General features: G+C 50.4%; 19 protein-coding genes. 4 read left to right on the forward strand and 15 right to left on the reverse strand.

The window, feature by feature from the left end; all coding sequences use genetic code 11:
- Window positions 1-13: 13 nt before the first annotated feature.
- From MKY01_RS29215 to MKY01_RS29265, 11 genes are all read right to left on the reverse strand, one after another.
- Complete coding sequence (locus MKY01_RS29215; RefSeq protein WP_047840726.1) at window positions 14-241, reverse strand: hypothetical protein; 228 nt, start codon at window positions 239-241, stop codon at window positions 14-16.
- Complete coding sequence (gene hydA, locus MKY01_RS29220) at window positions 241-1,686, reverse strand: dihydropyrimidinase (protein ID WP_339284509.1); 1,446 nt, start codon at window positions 1,684-1,686, stop codon at window positions 241-243. Before hydA ends, MKY01_RS29215 begins: the two co-directional genes overlap by 1 nt.
- Window positions 1,683-2,978, reverse strand: coding sequence for an NAD-dependent dihydropyrimidine dehydrogenase subunit PreA (gene preA / locus MKY01_RS29225; RefSeq protein ID WP_339284510.1), 1,296 nt, complete (start codon window positions 2,976-2,978; stop codon window positions 1,683-1,685). Before preA ends, hydA begins: the two co-directional genes overlap by 4 nt.
- Window positions 2,979-3,461: 483 nt before the next feature.
- Window positions 3,462-4,829, reverse strand: a complete 1,368-nt coding sequence (locus tag MKY01_RS29230; RefSeq protein ID WP_339287286.1) for an NAD(P)-dependent oxidoreductase — start codon at window positions 4,827-4,829, stop codon at window positions 3,462-3,464.
- 49 nt (window positions 4,830-4,878) lie between these two features.
- Entirely contained in the window at window positions 4,879-5,760 is an 882-nt protein-coding gene (locus tag MKY01_RS29235) for a nitrilase-related carbon-nitrogen hydrolase (RefSeq protein WP_339284511.1), read from the reverse strand.
- A gap of 4 nt (window positions 5,761-5,764) precedes the next feature.
- Entirely contained in the window at window positions 5,765-7,054 is a 1,290-nt protein-coding gene (locus MKY01_RS29240; RefSeq protein ID WP_339284512.1) for a M20 family metallo-hydrolase, read from the reverse strand.
- 97 nt (window positions 7,055-7,151) lie between these two features.
- Window positions 7,152-8,525 carry an aspartate aminotransferase family protein gene (locus MKY01_RS29245; protein ID WP_339284514.1) on the reverse strand — a complete coding sequence of 458 codons (1,374 nt, stop codon included), beginning with the start codon at window positions 8,523-8,525 and terminating at the stop codon, window positions 7,152-7,154.
- A gap of 21 nt (window positions 8,526-8,546) precedes the next feature.
- Entirely contained in the window at window positions 8,547-9,611 is a 1,065-nt protein-coding gene (locus tag MKY01_RS29250; protein ID WP_339284516.1) for an ABC transporter substrate-binding protein, read from the reverse strand.
- A 144-nt stretch (window positions 9,612-9,755) separates the two neighbouring features.
- A complete protein-coding gene (locus MKY01_RS29255) occupies window positions 9,756-10,694 on the reverse strand; it encodes an ABC transporter permease (RefSeq protein WP_339284518.1) in 939 nt (312 codons plus the stop codon).
- Window positions 10,691-11,503, reverse strand: coding sequence for an ABC transporter permease subunit (locus tag MKY01_RS29260; RefSeq protein ID WP_100528373.1), 813 nt, complete (start codon window positions 11,501-11,503; stop codon window positions 10,691-10,693). Before MKY01_RS29260 ends, MKY01_RS29255 begins: the two co-directional genes overlap by 4 nt.
- Window positions 11,484-12,308 (reverse strand): ABC transporter ATP-binding protein, encoded by an 825-nt coding sequence (locus MKY01_RS29265; RefSeq protein WP_100528372.1) that lies wholly within the window; start codon window positions 12,306-12,308, stop codon window positions 11,484-11,486. Before MKY01_RS29265 ends, MKY01_RS29260 begins: the two co-directional genes overlap by 20 nt.
- A gap of 364 nt (window positions 12,309-12,672) precedes the next feature.
- Between MKY01_RS29265 and MKY01_RS29270 the strand changes: the two genes are divergently transcribed.
- The 3 genes from MKY01_RS29270 to MKY01_RS29280 all read left to right on the forward strand — a co-directional run bounded on the left by MKY01_RS29270 (window position 12,673) and on the right by MKY01_RS29280 (window position 17,232).
- Entirely contained in the window at window positions 12,673-14,898 is a 2,226-nt protein-coding gene (locus MKY01_RS29270; protein ID WP_339284520.1) for a methyl-accepting chemotaxis protein, read from the forward strand.
- Window positions 14,899-15,017: 119 nt separating this feature from the next.
- Window positions 15,018-16,019: a GTP 3',8-cyclase MoaA gene (gene moaA / locus MKY01_RS29275; RefSeq protein WP_253503755.1), complete on the forward strand. Its 1,002-nt coding sequence runs from the start codon at window positions 15,018-15,020 to the stop codon at window positions 16,017-16,019.
- A 376-nt stretch (window positions 16,020-16,395) separates the two neighbouring features.
- The gene (locus MKY01_RS29280; RefSeq protein WP_282320060.1) at window positions 16,396-17,232 is read left to right on the forward strand and encodes a methyl-accepting chemotaxis protein; all 837 of its coding nucleotides are present in this window, start codon (window positions 16,396-16,398) and stop codon (window positions 17,230-17,232) included.
- Between the two features lie 213 nt (window positions 17,233-17,445).
- Here MKY01_RS29280 and MKY01_RS29285 read toward each other — a convergent pair whose 3' ends face one another.
- Complete coding sequence (locus MKY01_RS29285; protein ID WP_253503758.1) at window positions 17,446-18,054, reverse strand: LysE/ArgO family amino acid transporter; 609 nt, start codon at window positions 18,052-18,054, stop codon at window positions 17,446-17,448.
- Window positions 18,055-18,189: 135 nt separating this feature from the next.
- Between MKY01_RS29285 and MKY01_RS29290 the strand changes: the two genes are divergently transcribed.
- Window positions 18,190-19,683, forward strand: a complete 1,494-nt coding sequence (locus tag MKY01_RS29290) for a PLP-dependent aminotransferase family protein (RefSeq protein ID WP_253503760.1) — start codon at window positions 18,190-18,192, stop codon at window positions 19,681-19,683.
- A 162-nt stretch (window positions 19,684-19,845) separates the two neighbouring features.
- Here MKY01_RS29290 and MKY01_RS29295 read toward each other — a convergent pair whose 3' ends face one another.
- The 3 genes from MKY01_RS29295 to MKY01_RS29305 all read right to left on the reverse strand — a co-directional run bounded on the left by MKY01_RS29295 (window position 19,846) and on the right by MKY01_RS29305 (window position 23,014).
- On the reverse strand, window positions 19,846-20,673 hold the full coding sequence (locus MKY01_RS29295) for a carbohydrate ABC transporter permease (protein ID WP_047840740.1): 828 nt from the start codon (window positions 20,671-20,673) through the stop codon (window positions 19,846-19,848).
- On the reverse strand, window positions 20,670-21,554 hold the full coding sequence (locus tag MKY01_RS29300; RefSeq protein WP_282320059.1) for a sugar ABC transporter permease: 885 nt from the start codon (window positions 21,552-21,554) through the stop codon (window positions 20,670-20,672). The genes MKY01_RS29295 and MKY01_RS29300 overlap by 4 nt, the downstream gene beginning before the upstream one ends.
- A gap of 179 nt (window positions 21,555-21,733) precedes the next feature.
- Window positions 21,734-23,014 carry an extracellular solute-binding protein gene (locus MKY01_RS29305; RefSeq protein WP_047840742.1) on the reverse strand — a complete coding sequence of 427 codons (1,281 nt, stop codon included), beginning with the start codon at window positions 23,012-23,014 and terminating at the stop codon, window positions 21,734-21,736.
- Window positions 23,015-23,138 lie beyond the last annotated feature (124 nt).

Below are 23,138 nucleotides of genomic sequence, written 5' to 3' on the forward strand. Positions count from 1 at the left end.
GCTTCAGTATGGTCTACGCTCCCCGTTGCTCCTGAAGCTGGCGAATCAGGATGTGACTGAACCACTTCCGTCCAGACGCCGTGCCTACGTATTGCTCTTGTTTCTCTTCGGGAAGATCCGGGTGCCCCCATATGACGTGAGCACCCTCCAGATGTTCCCGTACCGCATAGATCCGATAACCCTGTGCAACCATTCGCTCTATGGCGATCCTCTCGGTCTCAAACACATCATGATCCGACATCAGCTTCTCCCTCCATTCACTGCCGTCACAGGATGTTTCATCGGTATGGGCGCGCCTGCATCATACTTGTTGCGCTTCACATATTGGCCTGCCCCTGCTGTTCCGGTATACTGCCGATCTCGAATGACATACTCCCCGCGGCACAACACCGTCACCGGACATCCCTGTACCTGCATACCTTCAAATGCACTGTAATCCACGTTCATATGATGCGTATCTGCCGAGATCACCCTGTTTACAGAGGGGTCAAAAATAACGATATCCGCATCTGTCCCTACAGCCAGAGTCCCTTTCTGCGGGAATAATCCAAATAACTTGCTCGCTCTTGTCGAACATAGATCGACCCACTGATTGAGCGTAATCCGCCCCTTGACTACGCCTTCCGAATACAGAATACTGAGGCGATCTTCGATGACAGGCCCCCCGTTAGGAATTTTGCTAAAATCATCCTTGCCCAAGTCCTTCTGCCCCTTGAAATTAAACGAGCAATGATCGGAGCCAATCGTCTGCAACTGACCACTTTTCAATGCATTCCACAACACTTCCTGATGCGCTACTTCCCGCAGCGGAGGTGACCAAACATACTTTGCACCCTCAAAGTCCGGCTGATCCATGATCGATTGATCCAGTGTCAAATACTGAGGACAGGTCTCCCCCCAGATCCGGTAGCCCATTTCACGCATACGCGCGATCTGCTCCACCGCTTCCGCACAGGTCACATGCACGACATACAGCTGCGAATCCGCAAGTGCAGCCAGACGCGCCGCACGCCCTGTCGCTTCTCCCTCCAGCATGGATGGACGAGTCAGCGCATGATGAATCGGTTCCCTTCGCCCTTCGGCGAGCGCCTGTCGAACCAGCAGGTCAATGACATCCCCGTTCTCGGCATGAACCATGACGAGTGCACCGTACTCTTTTGCCTTTTGCAACGTCTGGAAGAGAATCCCGTCATCCGCCTGAAACTGGTTTTTATACGCCATGAACACCTTGAAGGATGACACACCCTCTTCTTCAATGATCTGCGGCAGCTCTTCCAGCACCTGATCGTTCATCTCGCCGATCATGAGATGGAAACCGTAGTCGATGGCGGCTTTATCCTTGGCTTTGGCATGCCACTCCTGGAGAGATTCCATTAATGGACGGCCTTTTTGTGTCAGACAAAAATCAATGATCGTTGTTGTTCCTCCAAAAGCTGCAGCTGTCGTTCCCGTCGCAAAATCATCCGCCGTTACCGTCCCACCGAAGGGCATATCCAGATGCGTATGCGGGTCGATCCCGCCCGGAATGACGTAACAGCCCGTTGCATCCACGACTTCCATTCGTTCGTCAGGGATGAGCCCAATGCCAATCTGTGTGATTTTACCCTTTTCGATCAAAATATCTGCTTCAAAGGTATCCGACGCCGTGACCAACACACCATTACGAATCAATTTGCGGGTACTCATGATATCGCCTCCTTGGTTGATTGATCTCTAACGGATTGCAACATCGCAATCGCAGACTGCCGTTCATTCCAGGTTACAGGTTCCTGCTCAGGTACAAGTTCAACCATCTCAATCGCCCCATCCACCGGGCAAACGATCGAACACAGATTACAGCCAACACAGTCCTCTTCCACCACTTCCAGATAGGAGCCAGACGGGTCGGTCAACATATCAATACATTGATGCGAGGTGTCCTCACAAGCAATATGGCATTTGTTGCAATTGATGCAGACATCGCGGTTGATGCGGGCGACCACTTTGTAGTTCAGATCGAGATTGCCCCAATCCGAGTAACGTGGAACCGTCTGACCTACCAGTTCTGCTACACTGCTCAGACCCTTTTCATCCAAATAATCGTTCAGCCCATCAATCATGTCCTCCACAATACGGAATCCATGATGCATCGCTGCGGTACATACCTGAACCCCTGTAGCGCCCATGAGCAGAAACTCTGCGGTATCCCGCCAATCAGATATGCCGCCTATGCCAGAGATCGGCACACCCACCTCCGGATTACGTGCACACTCCGCAACCATGTTCAGTGCAATTGGCTTCACAGCTGGGCCACAGTATCCACCATGCGCTCCTTTGCCGCCCACATGGGGCACGGTATTCCACGAATCCAGATCCACACCTGCCAGGGAGTTAATTGTATTGATCAGGGAGATCGCATCCGCGCCACCTCGTACAGCTGCCCGGGCTGTCGCCGTAATATCCGTGATATTCGGCGTGAGCTTCACAATCACCGGTGTGGTCGCCACTTCCTTCACCCACATCGTCTGTAGTTCGACCAGGTCAGGTTGCTGACCGGAGGCAGCTCCCATGCCACGTTCGGCCATGCCATGCGGGCAACCAAAGTTCAGCTCCAGGCCATCGACGCCGACAGCCTCCACCTTTTTCACAATCTCATGCCACTTCTCCCGCGTAGGTTCCACCATCAGTGAAGCGATAACCGCACGGTCCGGGAAGCGTTTCTTGGTCTCGGTGATCTCCCGCAGATTCACTTCCAGCGGACGATCGGATATCAACTCAATATTATTAAACCCCGCCACCCGTTGTCCGCCAAAATGGACCGCCGCGAAACGGGAGGATGTATTGATAATTGGCTCACCCAGTGTCTTCCACACCGCGCCACCCCAGCCCGCTTCGAACGCACGCTGAACCTGATATCCCGTATTGGTCGGTGGTGCAGAAGCCAGCCAGAATGGATTGGGTGATCGAATACCTGCCAGATTAATGGATAAGTCAGCCATAACGATCCCTCCTTGGTGTTGTTTGAACTTACTAGTTACACTGGACATTTGGTCGTGCTCAGGATCTCTGCGTAGTAATGGTGTTTCTAGATAGTACGCACCTAAATTCTAACGAACTGTACAGCTCTTATTGGGCTCATTATCGGCAATTTCAAAATCTAACGAATCGTAAAAGTCTTATTTGGCTGTAGTAGCTCATTTCGGCTTCATTTCAACAGGTGTTCGTCAACATAAGACGTGTGAGATTCGTTAGATTTTCCAATCCTCGGTAATTGCCACTATAAGGTGTGTAGGGTTCGTTAGCGTGTCAGGTACACGAGAATTTGATGTACCCACACTTCTTGCTCAGATCTGATCTACACCTATATCACTCTAGCAGTCCCTTGCGCCCTCCCACCCTCGCCTCTCCTTGTACTCTCTTCTTACACCCTTTCATTGCACGGTTTCCGTGTACTCTCCACTTTTCCTTGTCTCGCTCACAATTCACGCCGTCTCTTCCACCTGTCCAGGCAACGCCTTCATGACTGCGGCGGCAGCCAGCTTACCCTGCTGTGCAGCCGAGACAACCATCGCCTCACCCTGGCCCTGACCAAAAATGACATCTCCTGCCGCATAGATCTGAGGATGCGAGGTACGATACGTATGCGGTTCGATCTCAACGACGCCCCATTGGTGACGCAGCCCAAACGCTTCGATTAATGGTAATAACCGATGCTGCCCAATCGCCCGGATGACCGTATCACATTCAATCATGAACTCCGATCCCTCGACAGGCGCAGGCAACGCGCGCCCACCACCAGACGGGGTAATTAGCTCCATTTTCACACATTCCACAGCCTGAACCCGACCGTTCTCGTCTCCAATGATACGCTGCGGCATCGTAAACCAGCGGAACTCCACACCCTCCTGCTTGGCAAACGTATATTCAAACGCATACGCCGTCATCTGGCTTTCCCCGCGCCGATATAACATCTGCACCCGCTCGGCACCAAGACGTACCGAACAGGTTGCTGCATCTATCGCCGTATTGCCCGCGCCAATAACGGCGACCTTCAGACCATTCAGCGCGGGCGGAACACCTTGCTTGGTAGACTCCACCAGTTCAATCGCATCATAGACACCTTCGAGTGTCTCCCCTTCAATGCCCAGCATAGGTACTGAACCCATGCCACAGGCTAGAATGACCGCTTCATGTTGCTCCAGCAACTGCGAAGCAGGAATATCCACACCGATGCGCACCCCATAACGAATCTGCACACCAATTGCCTCCACCTGCTCCACTTCCCATAGCGCAACCGATTCGGGCAAACGGAAAGATACGATGCCGTACGTATTCAGCCCACCGCCTTTGGGTTTGGCCTCGTAGATCGTCACCTCATAACCCACACGCCCTAGTTCACGTGCCGCCGACAGTCCTGCTGGCCCCGCTCCCACAACAGCAACGGTTCTCCCATTGGCAGGTGCTGCCTGGAATAACGGCTCATTCTTCGCCCGCGCCCAGTCAGTGGCGTAACGCTGCAAGTCACCAATGCGAATCGGCTTCGACGATTCGTTCAGAACACATGCACCTTCACACAATTCCTCTGTGGGACAGACACGTGCGCAGCTGGCTCCAACCGGATTTGCATCCATGATGGTGCGGGCCGATCCTTTCAGGTGCCCTGTTGATATTTTGCTAATAAAAGAAGGGATATTAATGTCGGTTGGACAGGCTTTGATACAAGGTGCATCGTAACAGTACAGACAGCGGTTTGATTCCTCCATCGCTTCCTTGCCTGTCATGGCGGGTTTCATCTCGGCAAAACGACTCTCCCACCCATAATCGGATAACGTTGTTCCTGAGCTGTTCATCAATGTCATGCACCTCCTGAAGTTTGATCCGCGCAGCTTCCAGCTACTTTTACAGACTAACCAGATGTTCGTACGTTTCCGGCCTGCGATCGCGGTAGAACTGCCACACATTACGCACCTCACGAATCATCTCCGTATCCATCTCGCCAATGACGACCTCATCCTGATCCCGGCTGCCGATCGCTACCATTCTGCCTCGCGGGTCCACCAAGTACGACTGTCCATAAAATTCACCCATATTCCATGGCGCTTCCACGCCAACCCGGTTGATGGCCGCTACATAATAGCCGTTAGCTACCGCGTGAGCAGGCTGTTCCAGTTTCCACAGATATTCCGATGTACCCGCAACCGTAGCGGACGGATTGAAAACAATCTCTGCCCCCGCCAACCCGAGCAATCGTGCGCCTTCCGGAAAATGACGATCATAACAGATGTACACGCCGACTCTGGCGTAGGCCGTATCAAATACCGGAAACCCAAGGTTACCTGGTTTGAAATAATACTTTTCCCAGAACCCATTCGTGCCCTCACCTGCTTCCACATGCGGGATATGATGTTTGCGGTATTTGCCCAGATACGTACCATCCGCATCTATAACGGCTGCCGTATTGTAATACGAAGCAATGCCCTCCACCTCGTATACAGGTAAAATAATCACCACCGCAAGCTCCTTCGCCAGTTCCTGAAAACGTCTGGTCGTCGGTCCTTCCGGCACCGGTTCAGCGGATGCATACCATTTGGGATTCTGCTCTGTGCAAAAGTACGGCCCATAGAATACTTCCTGCAACCCGATGATCTTGGCGCCTCTTGTAGCCGCTTCACGGACCAGCGCAATGTGTTTCTGAACCGCAGCTTCTTTGTGTACCTCAACGGGAGCCGAACCTTCAATTTCATGAGAAGCCTGGATTAATCCGATGCTGATTTTGCTCATAACGTCACAACGCCTCCTCAGGTAAAATGATTGGTTGGTTCACTCCACTACACATCCTCCGAATGGTGCGATATAACACTTCCGTGCCGAGTCCAATATCCTCCGGGGAGGAATATTCGCTGGGATGATGACTGATGCCGTCCTTGCTGCGGACAAAAATCATGCCATAATCACACACAAGCGATAGGGCCAACGCATCATGGAACGGACCACTCATCAGTTCTGGCAAAGTAACCCCGATCTCTTCCGCGGATGAACGAATCACCGACTTGATTGGCTCTGCACAATACCGCGGCTCACTATTCGTATCCTCTGTCAGCGAGTAGGTTAGACCATATCGGAAACTCACGTCATCCAAAATGTTCATCAATCGGGCTTCAAGCCGGTTCCTGCGCTCCATCTCCATGTCTCGTAAATCAACCGTGAAGCTGACTTCCTCCGGGATGATGTTCCGTGAGTCTGGAAACACCCTCAAACTTCCCACCGTACCTACGGTTGGAGCTTCCGGGTCTTCTCTCACCATATCGTCAAAAGCCGCAATGACTTTGGCGCTGCCTACCAAAGCATCATGCCGCATCCCCATCGGAACGGAGCCCGCATGACCCGCCATGCCTTTCATTGTCACCGTAAGCCACAACGGACCCGAGATGCCCGTCACCAGACCTACTGGTGCATTCAACGCTTCCAGCACCGGCCCCTGCTCAATGTGCAACTCCAGATAACTGCCTATGGAACCTGGCGGATAGATCGCCTCTTCAAAATCCGAAGGAGAACAGCCAAAGGCTTCCAGCGCCTCCCGACGGGTCACTCCGTTTTTATCCTGCCGCTCCAGTTCGCCTTCTTCCAACTGACCGGTTATACCACGTGAGCCGAACAGGCCTTTGTTAAAACGGGAACCCTCTTCATCGCAAAAGGCAATTATCTCAATTGGCATATGGGGCTGAATGCCATTTTCGATCAGGCACTGCACGGCTTCGAGCGCGCCTAGCACACCAATCGCTCCATCATATCGACCGCCATAAGGCTGAGAGTCGATGTGGGAACCAATCATGAGGATCGGCAACGACTGATCCGCACCTTCCAGACGACCTATCAGATTACCGAAGGCATCAAGTCGTGTCGTCAGACCGGCATTTTCCATCCAGAGACGAACTTGTATGATGCCATCCATATCTTCCGGGGTCAGGGCAAGTCGGCAAACACCCGTCTCCGCGATTCGGCCAATCTGTGACAACTGCTCAATTCGCTCATTCAGCCGAAGCTGATTAATGACTTTGCCTGTTGTGGTCTGCATCCTTCCTCGCCTCCTTGCGCTTATTTTCGCGTAATGATATGAAAATTTTCATTTTGCTTGCTAAACCGTAAACGTCTGTCGTACCTGTGTATGGCAACTAACCTGCGTCCAGACTACGTAGCGCAATGAGCAAACTTCCAGCGATCAGATCCAACTCATCCTCGGTCGTGACAAATGGCGGAGAGATCGTCAAAATGTTTGCAAACCCCGGCACGGTATCGCCGTTCTTGCCAATCAGGATGCCATCCCTTTTACAACTGGCGAGTACCTTCATTACTTTGTCCGCCTCCGCAGGAGACCCGTCTGCTTCAATCAATTCAATGCCACAGGCGAACCCGAATGAACGGATATCCCCCACAATGGACAGCTCCAGCAATGGCTCCAGCTTCTCACGAAGCAGATGTCCCAGTTCTTCCGCGCGGCTGACCAGATTCTCTCGTTCCAGAATCTCCAGATTCGCCAGTGCAACTCGGCAGGACACCGGATTACCACCAAAGGTATTCACATGGCGAAAATGGGCATCCGGTCCGGGTTCGCGGAACGTGTCATACAGATCGGCTCGCACGGCCGTTGCCGATAGCGGCGAATAGGCACTGGTCATGCCTTTTGCCATCGTCACAATATCTGGCTGTACACCATAGTTCTGATGACCAAACTTCTGCCCGGAGCGGCCAAAACCACAGATTACCTCATCTACAATGAGCAGCACGCCATAGCGCTGACAGATCTCTTGCACGGTGCGCATATAATCCGGCGGGGGCACAATCATGCCGCCTCCTGTAATCACTGGCTCCATAATTACTGCGGCAACCGTCTCAGGACCTTCCCAACGAATCACCTCTTCATAGATGGTTGCACATTCGAGTCCGCATCCATCCTTGTTTCGTCCAAACGGACAGCGGTAACAATACGGTGGTGGAACATGAGAGAAACCTACGCCGAGTGGCTCGTATTTGATCTTGCGAGCGGCTTGCCCGGTGGCGCCCAGTGCGCCCATGGAGTTGCCGTGATACGCACGGTGACGGGAGATGAATTTATGCCGTGTAGGCTCACCATTCTGATGGTGATACTGACGGGCTATTTTGAAAGCCACCTCATTCGCATCTGAACCTGAGTTGGAGAAGAATATTCGATACTCCCCCTCCAGCCATTCATTCAGCTTCTCCGCCAGCAAAATCGCTGGTTCGTGACTCTGTGTCATCGGTACATAAGCGAGTGCTTTCATCTGTTCATAGGCACTCCGCGCAATCTCCTCACGGCCATGCCCCACATTCACACACCACAGTCCCGACATCGCATCCAGATAACGCGTACCATCCTGATCGGTAATCCAGCTACCCTCCCCACTCACTGCAATCATCGGATGATCGTTATGAGGCGAGATGTGATGCCATACGTATTTGCGATCCTTCTCCAGCCATTCTTCCTTCGTACTGCCAAGCGGCTGAGGCTGCTGATCCACAGAACTCATTCGTCATCCTCCTCCACGCGCTTATTTCACAGCTTCTTCATAGATGCTTTTCTCCAGCGCTTCATCCAGGTTGGCGGCTTTTTTGATCAAGCCATAGTTCAGTGCAATATCCGCAGTTCGGGTAAATGACTCATCCACAAAGCTGCCGACTTGCTGTTCCGTAAATCCTTCCGGGCGGATCAGCTTTGCAATCTCTTCGAGCATCGTGACCTGATGTTCACGGGTGGTGCTGCCATCCGTCACATTACTCATCACGATATCCACCGTCTCATCCTGTTGATCAATGGCGTAGTTCCAGCCTTTCAAAATGGCACGGGTCACTTTGACCGCAAGCTCACGGTTGCTGTCTACCCAATCCTTTTTGGCAATCAGCGTATCCTCCAGCATCCCAACACCGGCATCTTCAATATTGAATACATCCAGATCGGATTCTTTCATCCCACTTTCCAGCACCACGTGAAATTCGTTATAGATTGTTGCCGTCGCCACATCTACCTGATCGTTGAAAAACTGATCCATCGTGAACCCCTGCTTCACCAGTTCAATATCCTTCTTCGGATCCAGGCCATTCTTCTCCATAAACGCGAGCACCTGAAACTGCTGACTGCCAAACCAGGTACTGACCTTCTTGCCTTTCATCTGAGCCGGATCAGTAATACCTAAGGACTTCTTGGCAATCAAGCGATAGCTACTCTTCTGTGAGATCTGGGCGAGCGAGACAAGCGGCAGACCGTTATCCCGGCTGACCAGCAAACTGTCTACACCCGTAATGCCCACATCGGCCGCACCATTGACCACCTGCTGCTCTATCACGATATCCGGACCACCCGGAATAATCTCGGCATCAATGCCTTCATCTGCAAAAAAACCTTTTTCCTTCGCTGCATAGATCCCGGCAAATTGCGCCTGCGGCACCCATTTCAGCTGAATTTTCACTTTGGTTAACGGTTGATCTGCTTCTCCCGTCCCTCCTGAACTCGCAGCGGCAGGTTCAGCCGCCGGCTCGGACTTCGTAGAACATGCGCTCAGCATCATAACAACCAACAGGACCAATACCAGCAAACCCGGCTTCAACGTTTTGTACATGTACAGAACAACCCCCTGTTTATATACGATTTATCAAGCATCAGTCCGTGTTCAAAAAGTCTGCTTTTCAGTACCGTGGACTTTTTGAACAACCTCTATCAGGTATTACGATCTATGAATCTATGGTTGGTACCCTGATGTAAGTTAAGGATTTATGCGTGCACGATTCCACGGAATGAGTCGTTTTTCTGCCAGGACAACCGCTTCATACAACACAATGCCGAGCGCGGCTGCGATGACAATGCAGGACCAAGCCAAAGGCATGTTCGCCAGTCGAATCTGATCCGAGAGCAAGTACCCGAGCCCCTGAGAGGCGATGAAAAATTCACCCACAATGGCCCCGATAATACTGGTCGACATGTTGATCTTCAGACCGGCGAATAGGGAAGGCAGCGCGTGAGGCAGTCTCAGTTTCCAAAAAAACTGCATCCTGCTCGCGGCAAGGCCACTCAGCAAATCACTGTACTGCGGCTGAATGGAAGTCAGGCCTTTGAACAGGCTGACGGCCATGGCGGCCATTGTAATCACCGTGACAACAGCAATACGGGACCAGATCCCATCACCGAACCAATTATTCATAATCGGGGCAAGGGCCACGATCGGAACAGCATTAAGTGCAGACAGAACCGTAACCGCGGCCCTGCCGCTTGTTGGAAAGAACGATGCACCCGCTGCCGCCAGAGCACCCAACAATGAACCGAGCAAAAAGCCTCCCAGCATTTCGGTTCCGCTGTACATCGCATATCGAAAGAGCATATTGGCATTTTCCTGAATGGATGCCGCAATGGCGGAAGGCACGGGCAGTTGGTAGCTTTCCAACGAAAATATCCAATGAAACACCCTGAGCTGCCAGAGGGTGAGAAACAACACACCCGCACCCCAAGGAAGCATACTCAGTACAATTGAGCGCCTGCGAACGCTGGTACCCAATTTGGCCTTTTCGGCTTGTCCCTGTTGTCCGTGAATTTCTGATCCTGGAGCAGATGTTATCTGTGAACCCGTGAGGGGCGTAGCCGCGCCAGTTACAGCAGCAATAGCCACACCTTCATCACGCTTCCGTTGCAAAACTCTACCTTCACTCATGTGGCATCGCCTCCTTTGGCCCTGAATTCAGGCTGCCAGGGGGTTAGCCAACGTTCAGCCAGACTGATGGCCAGATACGAGATCAGGCCAATGCCAATGCTAAGCATGATGGTGGCCCAGAACATGCCAACTTGGGCATGGCCGTAATATAACGAACTGACCATCAGGACGCCGAGCCCGTCGGGGGCGCCCATCAATTCCACAACGATGGAGGAGGTCACCGCCAGCGGAGCGGCTATTTTCATACCAGAAAATAGTCCCGGCAGTGCTGAGGGTAGCAGACATTTGATATATCGTGCAGTCAGTGAAGCTCCACAGGAACGCATAAGTTCCAGATGCTCTGGTGCTGCACTTTTCAATCCTTTTAATGTATGGATGATGATCGGGAAGAAAGTGACATACGCGGCCATAACAATTCGGGCCCACTCCGCATTGTGGATGATCCCGTACACAATTGGTGCGAGACCAATAACCGGAACCATCTGTGAGGAGACAACATATGGAGATAACGTGCGCTCTAGCCAGACAGCCCCGCTCATGAGTAGAGCCAGACCCAGACCAAGCAACGTTCCCCCTCCAAAACCAATGGCTGCATTGCCAAACGTGACAGCCCCCTGCTCTGCGAGCGTACTCGAGTAACGAAACAAGGCTGCAAGGACTTCGTGCAGATAAGGAAGGCGAGACGCCGCCTGCTGGGGTGACAAGAACAGTTGGAGTATCCAGGCGATTCCTTCCCATAGCACCAATATGGTCATAATCCAGATGACAACCCAGGATCGATATCCCGGTTTAAAGAACCGCAGGGACATGAGATTCATCACGCTCCTCGTAGAAGCAGTTGCGAATGGTTGTAATCATGTGGTAGAAGGCTTCCGTTTCTCTCAGTTCACTATGACGTTCGGAAGGCAGATTGACGGAATGAATGGAATGTACTTGCCCCGGATGTGCCGAGAGCACGATGATCCGGTCGGACAGAAATACGGCTTCGGGGATGCTGTGTGTGACAAAGAGGAAGGTCTTGCCTGTTGAGCGCTTGATCTCAAGCAGCTCCAATTGAAGCTTTTCTTTCGTGAATTCGTCCAAGGCGGAAAAGGGTTCATCCATGAGCAGCAATGGCGGATCAAGTGCAAGTGCACGTGCAATGGATACACGTTGCTGCATCCCGCCACTGAGCTGCCATGGATAATGGTCTGCGAAGCGGGTTAACCCCACCATTTCAAGTAGTTCACCGCTAATGCGGCGGCACTCCTTCCGGCGGGTACCCAGCAGTTCCAAGGGCAATTCCACATTGTGACGAACGGTGCGCCAATCGAACAAGGCGGGTGTCTGAAAGACAATGCCGAACTGTCGCTGTAGTCGAGCCCGCTCAGGCTCCTGACCTGCGATGCGAACGGTGCCTGAGGTAGGTTGAAGTAGATCACCCACCAGCCGGAGCAAGGTCGACTTGCCACAGCCGGAAGGGCCCAGCAGAGAGACAAACTCATTAGACTGGATCTGGAATGTAACATCCGACAAGGCAGTCACTTGTTGTGTACCTGTACCAAAAACAACGGACACATGATCTACATCAATATGGCAGGCTTCGGGGACTGTGGCTGAGGATATGGAGGACATGGGCATTCTCCTTTGTGGGAAGTTGTTTTCATTACACACCAAGGCTGAATGGGAGGTTTATATACACAAACGTAACAGGTTTTGCTTGTTAGATAATACTATATCGCTTTGGGCGGGGATTACATTATACAGTGTGTTTTGAGTATGGACCTGTTCATGTTACACAATGTAAAATGAGACGGATTCTCAGATACATACATGTGAGTTTTCTTCGTAGATAGCTAACATTCATTTCACCTAACAACAAGCGCACAATCATTTGTATTTATTGATTAAATATTCGGAAAATATGACATATCCCCTCGTATTCTTGTTCGTTTTCTTGTATAAAGATTGAATATAGAATCCAGAAATCGGGGTGGTCATGATGTTTGATTGGCTGGGATGGAGAAAAGGATTGCCGCTGTGGCGATCCTATCGGTTGAACGCACATATAAAGGAAGATGTGGAACAGATTTTTGAGGGGATTGCCGAAACGAGACGACAGCTTATGATGGACTGGGCAGATGAACAATGGAATCACCTGGATCGTTTGCTTCAACAGATACAGTCGGTCCAATTACAGGATGTATTACAAGGTTCACAGCAACTAAGCAAACTAGATGCATGGTTTCAATCCAGTTATATTCGAGCCGTAGACAGTGCGGAGCTATTCATGCTGAACGAACAGAATCAGGTGGTATTCTCTACATATAAGAAACATATTGGACAGATCTATGAAGATTACGAAGCTTTAATTGGACCAGGATTGAAATACTCCAGAGCAGATCGTCATGGCAAAAAATGCTTATATGGCCCATATTCTGATCCACTGACGTTGGATATTGGTCCACGCTCGTCCGCTTTTCACGATGATGTCACCTTGCTGTTTATCTCCCCAATCCTGCAGGAAGGTCGATATGTCGGTTCATTATGCAGCCGTGTTCCCGGGGATGTACTCGGTGACCTGATCCAACGAGAATCTGGTCATATCTATCCTGATTCTGGTGACAATTACCTCTTTATGGCTGAGTCAATATTACGGCCCCATCTGCAACCAGGCACCGCCTTATCCCGAAGCCGCTTCGAGGACCGTACTTTTACACATGGGGAAAATCTCAAAGATGGTGTCACCACCGAATGGGGTATCGTTTCCGTTAAGGAGCATACCGAGTTGGAACTCATGTTCACTGACCCGTCGACCGGAGAACTACACCCCGGAGTAGCAAACACCATTCAGAATGGTTCCAATCTGTTCGTAGCCTTTCCCGGCTACTCGGATTACCGCCATATTTCTGTGATCGGCAAAGGCATCACCTTCCAGCTGCCACACTGTCCTGATCGCTGGGGCATGATGTGTGAAGGGGATCTGGAGGAAGTGTATCGGATACGAAGCATCGGCTGGCGCCAGTTCAAGCAACACAGTCTCTTCACGCTTTTGTCAGGCGTTGCAGGAGCAGCTCTTGTCTATGCCTTCACTGGTAGTGGTTGGAGCGCGGCAGCAATGGCCGCTTTTAACGTGTTATTTGGATTCTTCACTGCACTACAGCTGCATCGTAGCCAATATCAACGAGTTCATGAAGACTTGCGTCGCATCAGCCGATTTATTCGAATTAACGCCGAAGGCAGGGGTGATCTGACCCAGCGCCTGAACACGTCTGCTTTTGCCCAAGATGAATCAGGTGAACTGGCGAAGTGGATCAACAACATGATTGATTCTCTCGAAGGCATTATGCTGAAGGTACAACTTGCCACGGTAGACGTTATGGACAACCAGTATCAGATGCGAACCTCAACAGAGACAACCCAAGGCACGACTGAACGTGTGAACCACAAGCTTGGTTCGATGATTCAGGCCATTCGCACCCAACTGGAAGATCTCGACCAGGCCAAGATCGCTGCTGATCACATGCGCATAACGCTGCAACAACTGGAGACCTCTGCTACCGAACAGATCAGCGTGGCCCAGCAGGAAGTGGAACGAATCGGCGATAAAATGACCCAAATTTCAGGAGCGGTATCCGATACTAACCGTACCATCCTGTCCTTCATGGATACCATGAAAGAGATTTACCGTGCACTGGCTGTCATTGATGAAATTTCAGCTCAGACCAACCTGCTGGCTCTGAATGCTACCATTGAAGCCGCACGCGTGGGCGAACATGGCCAAGGGTTCTCGGTCGTGGCAGGGGAAATCCGCAAGCTAGCCGAGTTATCCCGCTCTTCAACTGAAAATATTCATCAGATTCTGGACCGAATCTCAACGGCAGCAGGAGCTGCATCTCAATTGATCACAGAGGGTGATCAGGTACTGGCTGAAGGAACAACACTGGTTCAGGCCGCTTCGCAACTTCTGCAAAATGCTACCGCCGAAGAACCTGAACGCACTCAAGTCGTGGATCAAGTGGTCATGTTGATGGAGAATATTGCTGCAATCAGCCATCAGAATCGGGCGACTTCCGCCGAGGTAGAAGCAGAGATGATGGAGCTGATCCGGGATATGTTGCAGGTTCAGCATTCTTCGCATAACGTGGAAGCCATTACGGTTTTTCTGCAACAACTCGTGGGACAATTCCATCTGAATCACCCCGCCAAAAATGCTGTCATCTGACGTCATCGTTGACGCGGATTGGAGAAATAGCTAAAATTTGATGCAACTGTTCCTTTTGAAATTGTCGTATCATTTATAATAGAAGATTTCCAATCTGAACCGATGAAAGGGTGGTCTGCATGGAACTGCTTCAGGATTCATTTGGCCGGATACATGACTACATCCGTATTTCTGTTACGGACCGCTGTAATTTACGCTGTGTGTATTGCATGCCCGCAGAGGGTATGGAGTTTGCTCCACATGATGAGATTATGAGCTACGAAGAGATTGCACAGGTGCTGAAAGTGCTTGCTCCGATGGGCATGCGTAAAGTTCGGCTCACGGGGGGCGAACCGCTGGTACGGAAGGATCTGCACAAGCTCGTCAGCATGATCTCGGCAATTGACGGGATTGACGATATTGCCCTGACTACCAACGCTCTTCTGCTGGACAAACAAGCTCAGGCGTTGAAAGATGCTGGGTTGAACCGGATTAACATCAGTCTGGATTCCCTGCGCGCTGATCGCTTCTCCATGATTACCCGCGGCGGAGATGTGAACAAGGTACTGAAAGGCATTGAAGCTGCAACAGCTACTGGCCTTGCTCCGATCAAGCTGAATGTTGTGCTGATGAAGGGTATCAACGATGATGAAATCAAGGATTTTATTGCAATGACGATTGATCAACCTCTTCATGTGCGTTTTATTGAATATATGCCGATTGGACAGGCTTCGGATTCATGGCGCAAATCCTATTTGCCGCTGGAAGCCGTGACTGATGTATGTGCTGAAGCAGGCTGGACGGTAGAAAATACAAAAGGCCCTGCGGGCAATGGCCCATCACGAAATATGAAAATTGTGGGCTCCGAAGGCACATTTGGATTGATTCATCCCGTAAGCGATCACTTCTGTGACAATTGCAACCGACTTCGGCTGACCGCTGACGGACATATCAAAGCCTGCCTCTACTGGTCGGATGAGTATAATGTTCGCCGCTTCGTGGATGATCCGAATGCCATGGCGGCACTTTTCCTCAAAGCGCTGGGTACGAAACCAAAGAATCATGAGATGGCTCTGGCTTTGGAACAAAAAATGCAATCGCACACGCCGACGGTACGCCGCATGTCCCAGATTGGCGGATAACAACAGTACGCAATATAACTCAACCGCGTATTCCTGCATATGGATATATATCTTTACCGTCAGGATGACCTCTTCACGCAACGGATGAGGTAACGCTGGCGCGGTGATCCCTTACGTAAATCAGTTTTCATAACGTGAAGTGGAGCGTGTCATAAGGCATAGGTGGATAGCCAAAGCAGACAAGAACATCATGTTCTTGTCTGCTTTTTCGTTATATTTTCATAAATTTCTGAAAATCATCAATTCCCCTGTTTCATTTGTTAAAAATTTAATTAATATACGTTATGCCCTTATCAGGCCTTCAAGATCAACCTCATTCTGACGATGTATACAATACATCTAGATGATACACATACATTATAGGAGCTGAACCTTATTGAACATCGTTGAAGCACTCGTTGCAGCAAGTCCACATTTTAAAATTATGCTGAAAGAACACGATATCATGATTGCAGTAACCGATACCGAGAAGTTCTGGTATTATGTACCGAGCAATGAACTCGATCTGGGCATCAAGGCAGGAGACCCCGTTTCCCTCGATGACCCTACACTACGCCGGGCACTTATACATGGGGAAACTTCAGCGAACCGTATTGATGCGAAATTCTATGGCACATCAATCAACTCGGCGGCCACCCCACTTCGAGATGAACAAGGAAATATCGTGGGCACACTTGCCATTGGTTTCTCTCTTCAGAACGAGGAAAAACTGGAGTACTTCACTGAATTGATCGGTGGTATCAGCGGAAAATTAACAGATATGGTGCAGACGGTAGCCGCCCAATCCGAGCAATTGACGGCATCTTCCACACAGATTTTGGATAATACCCGCATGGCTGTGCAGAACTCAGGCGAAGTGAACAAAGTCGCCGCATTCATCCGTGAAATCTCAGAACAGACCAATCTGCTCGGCCTGAATGCAGCCATCGAAGCGGCCCGAGCAGGTGAAGCAGGCGCAGGATTCAGCGTCGTTGCATCTGAAGTGCGTAAACTTTCTACAGGTACCAAAGAAGCTACGGTGAATATCGAACGTTCCTTGAAAGATGTTCAGCATTCCATTCAGCAGATGGAGCAGGAGATCACATCCATCTCACAGTCTAGCAACCAACAAGCGGTGCTGGTAACCGAGTTCAGCGAGGTCATTGATCAGTTGAACAGTGTAAGCCGTGATCTGAAAGTGTTTATTGAATCCATGTTGCTGAAGGCGGAATAGATCCGATTACGATGACCCTAATTCAAATGACCAACCATATATAAGAGACGCAATACCGATGCATTATCGAGCACTACATATTCCTACTCAATAACTAATTCAACAGGCTATGCTGATTACCAAATTCAGCATCCACATTGAACTCTCCGTGCGATTAACGTCACGGGGATTTTTTTTATTTTAACAAGTTGTGCCAGCCACATCACGGTCCTTCTATGAATAGATGAGCTTCCACAGCATCATACACGCAAGCCCAACCATGACCACAGCGGACAACCGATTAAACACCAGACTGATGCGTCCAGTTCGATCCGTTCTGCCAATCACCCTGCCTGCGCCTGCAAGTCCCAAGAACCATATCCACGATACAGCCGCGGCTGTTAGGGCAAAATAAATGCGCTCCACCCCTTCATACTGAAGTGAACTGGTGCCAATCACGGCAACCGTGTCCAGCAGAGCATGGGGATTGAGTAAAGATACGGATGCGGCGAACGCAATCTGTCTCCCTGCTGACATTACCGTCTGCGAACCTTCCACAGATTCGGACGACCTCCAAATACTCCATGCCATATATAGCAGAAACAGGCTTCCTACTGCATACAACACATTCGCCAGAAATGCCCATTGCAGCAAAATGAGCGACACACCTCCAACGGCTACCCCGATTAACAACGTATCACAGACCCCTGCCGTTATTACAGCAGGCAGGGCATGTATATAACGCCTCTGGCTCATGCCTTGGTTAAAAATAAATACATTCTGCACACCCAGTGGCAAGATCAGGCCAAACGCCAGAACCACTGCGTGAATAACAACCTCCATCGCGCTTCCCCCTTATCTCTGTATTCCATAGTAGGGCAGATGATGGCTGACGTAACCAACCACTTGGATGGCATCAGACCCAACCAAATGATATAGTGTTCGTTACAAAGAAAAACGGAGGTGATTCTGCCAGTTATGGAACGTTCTGATTCTCGGCTAAGCATGGGGTGGAAGCCGAACCCTTCTCTCGACTTGCCCTTATATCGCCAGATTGAAGCCTATATCCGGCAGAAAATCACAACGGGCGAATGGTCCGCAGGATATCGTCTCCCCTCACAGCGATTATGGGCTAAGTCCATGGGCGTAAACCGCAGTACATTGGTCACCGCCCTGGATAATCTGGCCGCCGCTGGTCTGATTGAAGGCAGGCATGGCGGTGGAACATATATTTCCGGCTCCGGTTGGCATGGCATGGCTCACGGAGCGATGCCCAACTGGAACGAAGCCATCGAGGAGGGCTGGTATTATCCCAACCTGCCCGAGATCCAGCAGATTAATCAGGCTGAATTCCGGCCTGGCATCATACGTCTTGGTACAGGGGAGCTTGCCCCGGAACTGATGCCTCAGGATGCTTTTAACGACATTCTGCACTCCCTGTCCCATCGTTCTCGTACACTCAACTACCTGGAACCTCAAGGAAGCCTGGCGCTTCGTGAGGCTTTATCCGTCCATTTGCAGACGAATGGCATTCAAGCCTCTCCAGATTCCATACTGATCGTATCGGGCTCTCTTCAGGCACTGCATTTGATTTCGGTCGGACTGCTCCCTCGCGGATCAGCGGTTCTGCTGGAAAAACCGTCGTATCTCTATTCGATTCACGCCTTTCAGTCAGCAGGGTTGAAAATGAGTGGTATCCCGATGGATAACGAAGGCGTACACATTGCACGTCTGGAGGACGCGGCGCAACATGTCAAAGATCAAGACCACATCTCGCTTCTCTACACGATCCCGAGCTTTCACAATCCCACCGGCTATGTCATGAGTGATCACCGCCGGGAAGAACTGATGACCACGGCTCGAACACTAGGCATCTCCATACTGGAGGATGCCGCCTACAGTGATCTGTGGATGGATACTCCTCCTCCCTCATCGCTGAAGGCGCGTGACCAGGAAGGACGGGTGCTGCATATGGGCACCCTGTCAAAGGCAGTCAGTCCTGGACTGCGCCTCGGATGGCTGGTTGGGCCAGAGCCGGTCATTCGCCGTCTCGCAGATATCAAGATGCAGACCGATTACGGCACCAGTTCACTCGCCCAAGAAGCTGCTGCCCTATGGTTCGCCGAAGGACATCACGCTGGACATATGGAACGCCTTCGCCCTGAACTACGCAGACGCAGAGACTTCATGCTGGAGCTGCTTCAACGTCGCTTCCATGGGATTGCGGAGTGGGAAATACCCGCTGGCGGGTTTTACATCTGGCTGCAATTCACTGTCTCTCCGCTCTCTATCCGCCAATTGTTCCATACCTGTCTGGAGCAAAATGTACTTATCCACCCGGGTTATCTGTATGACCGGTTAGATGCGAGTCATATTCGGCTGTCTTACGCTTATGCATCCCCCGATGAGATGGAGCGTGGATTACAATGCCTGGCAGAGGCTGTCCACAGGCTTATGGATTCTGGCTCCTGACTTCGACGAATGCTTTTTCCTGATTTCACAATCAAAAAAAAACAGCCTTGACCTTGAAGGACCACGTCCTTCAGATCAAGGCTATTTGCGTAAGTTTCGAAAGTTTGGCCGAATAACAGAACGGGCAAACACCAGATGCGCTGCGGGATTCCTTTGAACGTTCTATCCTTTGACCGCACCCTCTGCAATACCCTCCATGATGAACTTCTGGAAGAACGCATAGATCAGAATAACCGGAATCGCAGTCAGTACCAGGGAGGACAGAATCAATGGCCATTCCTTATTATATTCACCAAACAGCATGTTTGTGGACAGAATCAGCGTATAACGATTCACATCGGTCAGCATGAGCAGTGGCAACAAGAAGTCATTCCAGATCCACAGGAAGTCCAGAATCGCGATGGTGACTGTGATCGGCAGCAAGAGTGGGAAGATAATCTGGAAGAATGTCTGGAACTCATTACATCCGTCCATCTGAGCTGATTCTTCCAATTCACGCGGAATGGACTTCACAAACCCGTGATAGAGGAAGATTGCCATGTTCACGCCAAGTCCGATATAGATCAGGGCCAATCCGTACGTGCTTCCTTGCACCCCCATGCCTTTGGCTACCCGTGTCAGCGGAATCATGATCGAGTGGAACGGCACCAGCATGGATGCAACAAACAGGAAGAAGATCAGGTTACTCAAACGGCCGGAGGTACGTGACAACTTGTATCCCGCAAGTGAGGCACAGAAGACGATTCCCCCGATCCCCAGAAAGGATACAATTGCCGAGTTCATGGAACTGCCCAACAGATTGATTTTGTTAAACGCGTCCGAATAATTCTCCCAGTGCAACGTTGTTGGCAGCGCGAGAAAGGATTGGAACATCTCACCCTGTGTTTTGAAAGAGTTCACAACCGCCATGTAGATCGGCAGCATGGCGACGAGAGAGCCCAGAATCAGCAGCAGTCGAATCAGATAACTGTTCAGTCGTTGCATCCTCATGCTTCCACCTCTTTCTTCTTCATGACGGTGATCTGGATGAGTGTAAAGATGAGTACGATGATGAACAGCACAACCGATTTGGCACTCGCATAGCCGTATCTGAAGTTGTTGGAGAATGCTTCTTCATAGATGTTCATCGTGATCACCTGCGTGGCCCGACCCGGTCCGCCACCAGTCAGTCCATATACCACTTCAAACACTTTGAATGCTCCGTTCAGCGTCAGGAAGAAACAGATGGTCACGGCATGAGTTATCATCGGCAACACTACATTACGCAGTACCTGGAATGCGTTGGCCCCATCAATAACAGCCGCTTCTTTGAGACTTTTCGGCACACCCTGGAGAGCAGCCAGATAGATGATCATCATATACCCTACACCGTTCCAGAGCGATACGATCAGAATGGAGTAAAATGAAAACTTCGGATCACCCAGCCATTGCTGGTCGAGGAACGAAAAGGCCAGTTTCTCTGCGAGCTGTGGTAGCACCTGAGAGAAGATGAAGGTCCACATGAAAGCACTGATGATTGTACTGATCATGTTAGGCATGAAGAACAGCGTCCGGAAAAGCCCTTTGCTGCGCGTTCGTGACTCAATCAACACAGCGAGCAGCAAGGCAATTCCATTTTGCAGAATCAGCATAAATATTACATATTTCATCGTGAACCACAGAGAGTTCAGAAAGTCTGGATCTTCTTTGAACAATTCCACAAAGTTGCCCAGACCGATAAAGCTGTAATCCTGATTAAGTCCGTTCCAATCCGTCAGACTATAGAACATGCCAGTAAACGTGGGATACAGCAGGAAAATCGCATAGATGACAAAGGCAGGCGCAGTGAACGCGAGCAGTGACAGATACTTCTTGAACACATTCGTAGCCATTGGTTCTCCCCCTTTTCACTCGAAGCGGATGATTGTAAACGAGGGAACGAAGAACGTTCTGCCTGCCGTATCATCTGCTTGGAGACTGCGACGAAACAAAGTACCGCTAATTTGTTGACAAAACTCTCAGACCGTTGAGATTTGCCAACAAAAGCGGATACTCCATTCCTCACAGCTCCTTACTTGTTGACTTTGTTGTAGGATTTCCACGCCTTGTCGAGCGCATCGATAACCTGCTGTTGATTTAATTGCCCAGAGTAGTAGCCTTGCAACGCTTTGCCTGACTCGTCTTTCACCGCTTGAGGGAGGGATGGGTCCTCATAAGCTTTACCTTCACTCACATATTTCTGGGCATCGTCTACCCACGGGAAGCTCTTGAAGTCATGGATCTTGGCAATCGGATTGAATTTGAGCGCTTCGAAGAATGCACTTGAATCCTTGTCATCGAGAATGTAGTTCACGAAATCGAGTGCCACTTCTTTGTTTTTGCTAGATGACGATACTGCCAGTGAAGTGGAGGTGCTCAGATTGATTTTGGTATCATCCGGATTGTCATTGATCGGCATTGGTGCTACACCAAAGTTCAAGTCCGGGTTGGACTTCAGAATGGTTTCGGCAAACCATGGTCCCTGAATCCACATCGCGGCGCTTCCAGATGCGAAGGCTGCTGAACCATCATCTCCGCCCACTTCCAGCGCTTTGTCCGTTCCATTGGCATTGACGAGATCGAAGATATCGAACAATGCTTTCATATCGGAGAAGGAGCCCTGATCCTGATTCATCTTCTCCACGAAGTCTTTGTGCTCAGACTGAGTTAATGCACCCACGGTAAGTGGCAGGAATAATTGCGGAATCCAGGCTTCTTTGTAGGACAGTTCAAACGGTGTAATGTTGGCTGCTTTGAGTTTCTCCACGACCGCTTTCATTTCCGTTAACGTCGTTGGCACTTCCAGCCCTTGCTCTTCAAAAATATCTTTATTGTACAGATAGCCCCATGATACTGTTTCCAATGGAATAGCTACGATTTTACCCTCTGCATCCGTTATGGAAGGTTTAACCGAATCCAGCAGCTTATCAACAAAAGGTTGGCCCGAGAGGTCTTCCAGATATCCAGCTTTGCTGAACGGTGGGATCTCATTGACCGCATGCAAGGCGAACACATCCGGTGCATCATTGGAGGCGAGTCGTGTCTTCAGAATCTGAGGGGCATTGTCCGCTGGCGGCATCTCCAGTTGCACGTTCACCTCAATGTTTTTCTCTGCTTTCTCCTTGGCTTTGAACTGTTCTATATATTTATCGTAATGTTCTTTCAGCCGAGGTTGTGCAACGAATACTTTGAGTGATACCGTGCTGCCTGATGCGGATTCCTCCTGCCCATTGTCCGTTCCTGCATTGGAACCGCAACCTGCGAGCAGAACACTGACCAGTACCGCACTTGCTACGCTTTTCCATACTTTCATCTCTTATGACCTCCCGGTGTGTAACTGGTTTGTCTTTCATAGGCTCATTATATATCAGTAAATGAAAGCGCTTCATTGGACAAAATTAGACTTGTGTATTGGATTATTTTAAACCTTAATCCTG

The organism is Paenibacillus sp. FSL R5-0486 (genome assembly GCF_037975155.1).
GTDB lineage: Bacteria > Bacillota > Bacilli > Paenibacillales > Paenibacillaceae > Paenibacillus > Paenibacillus amylolyticus.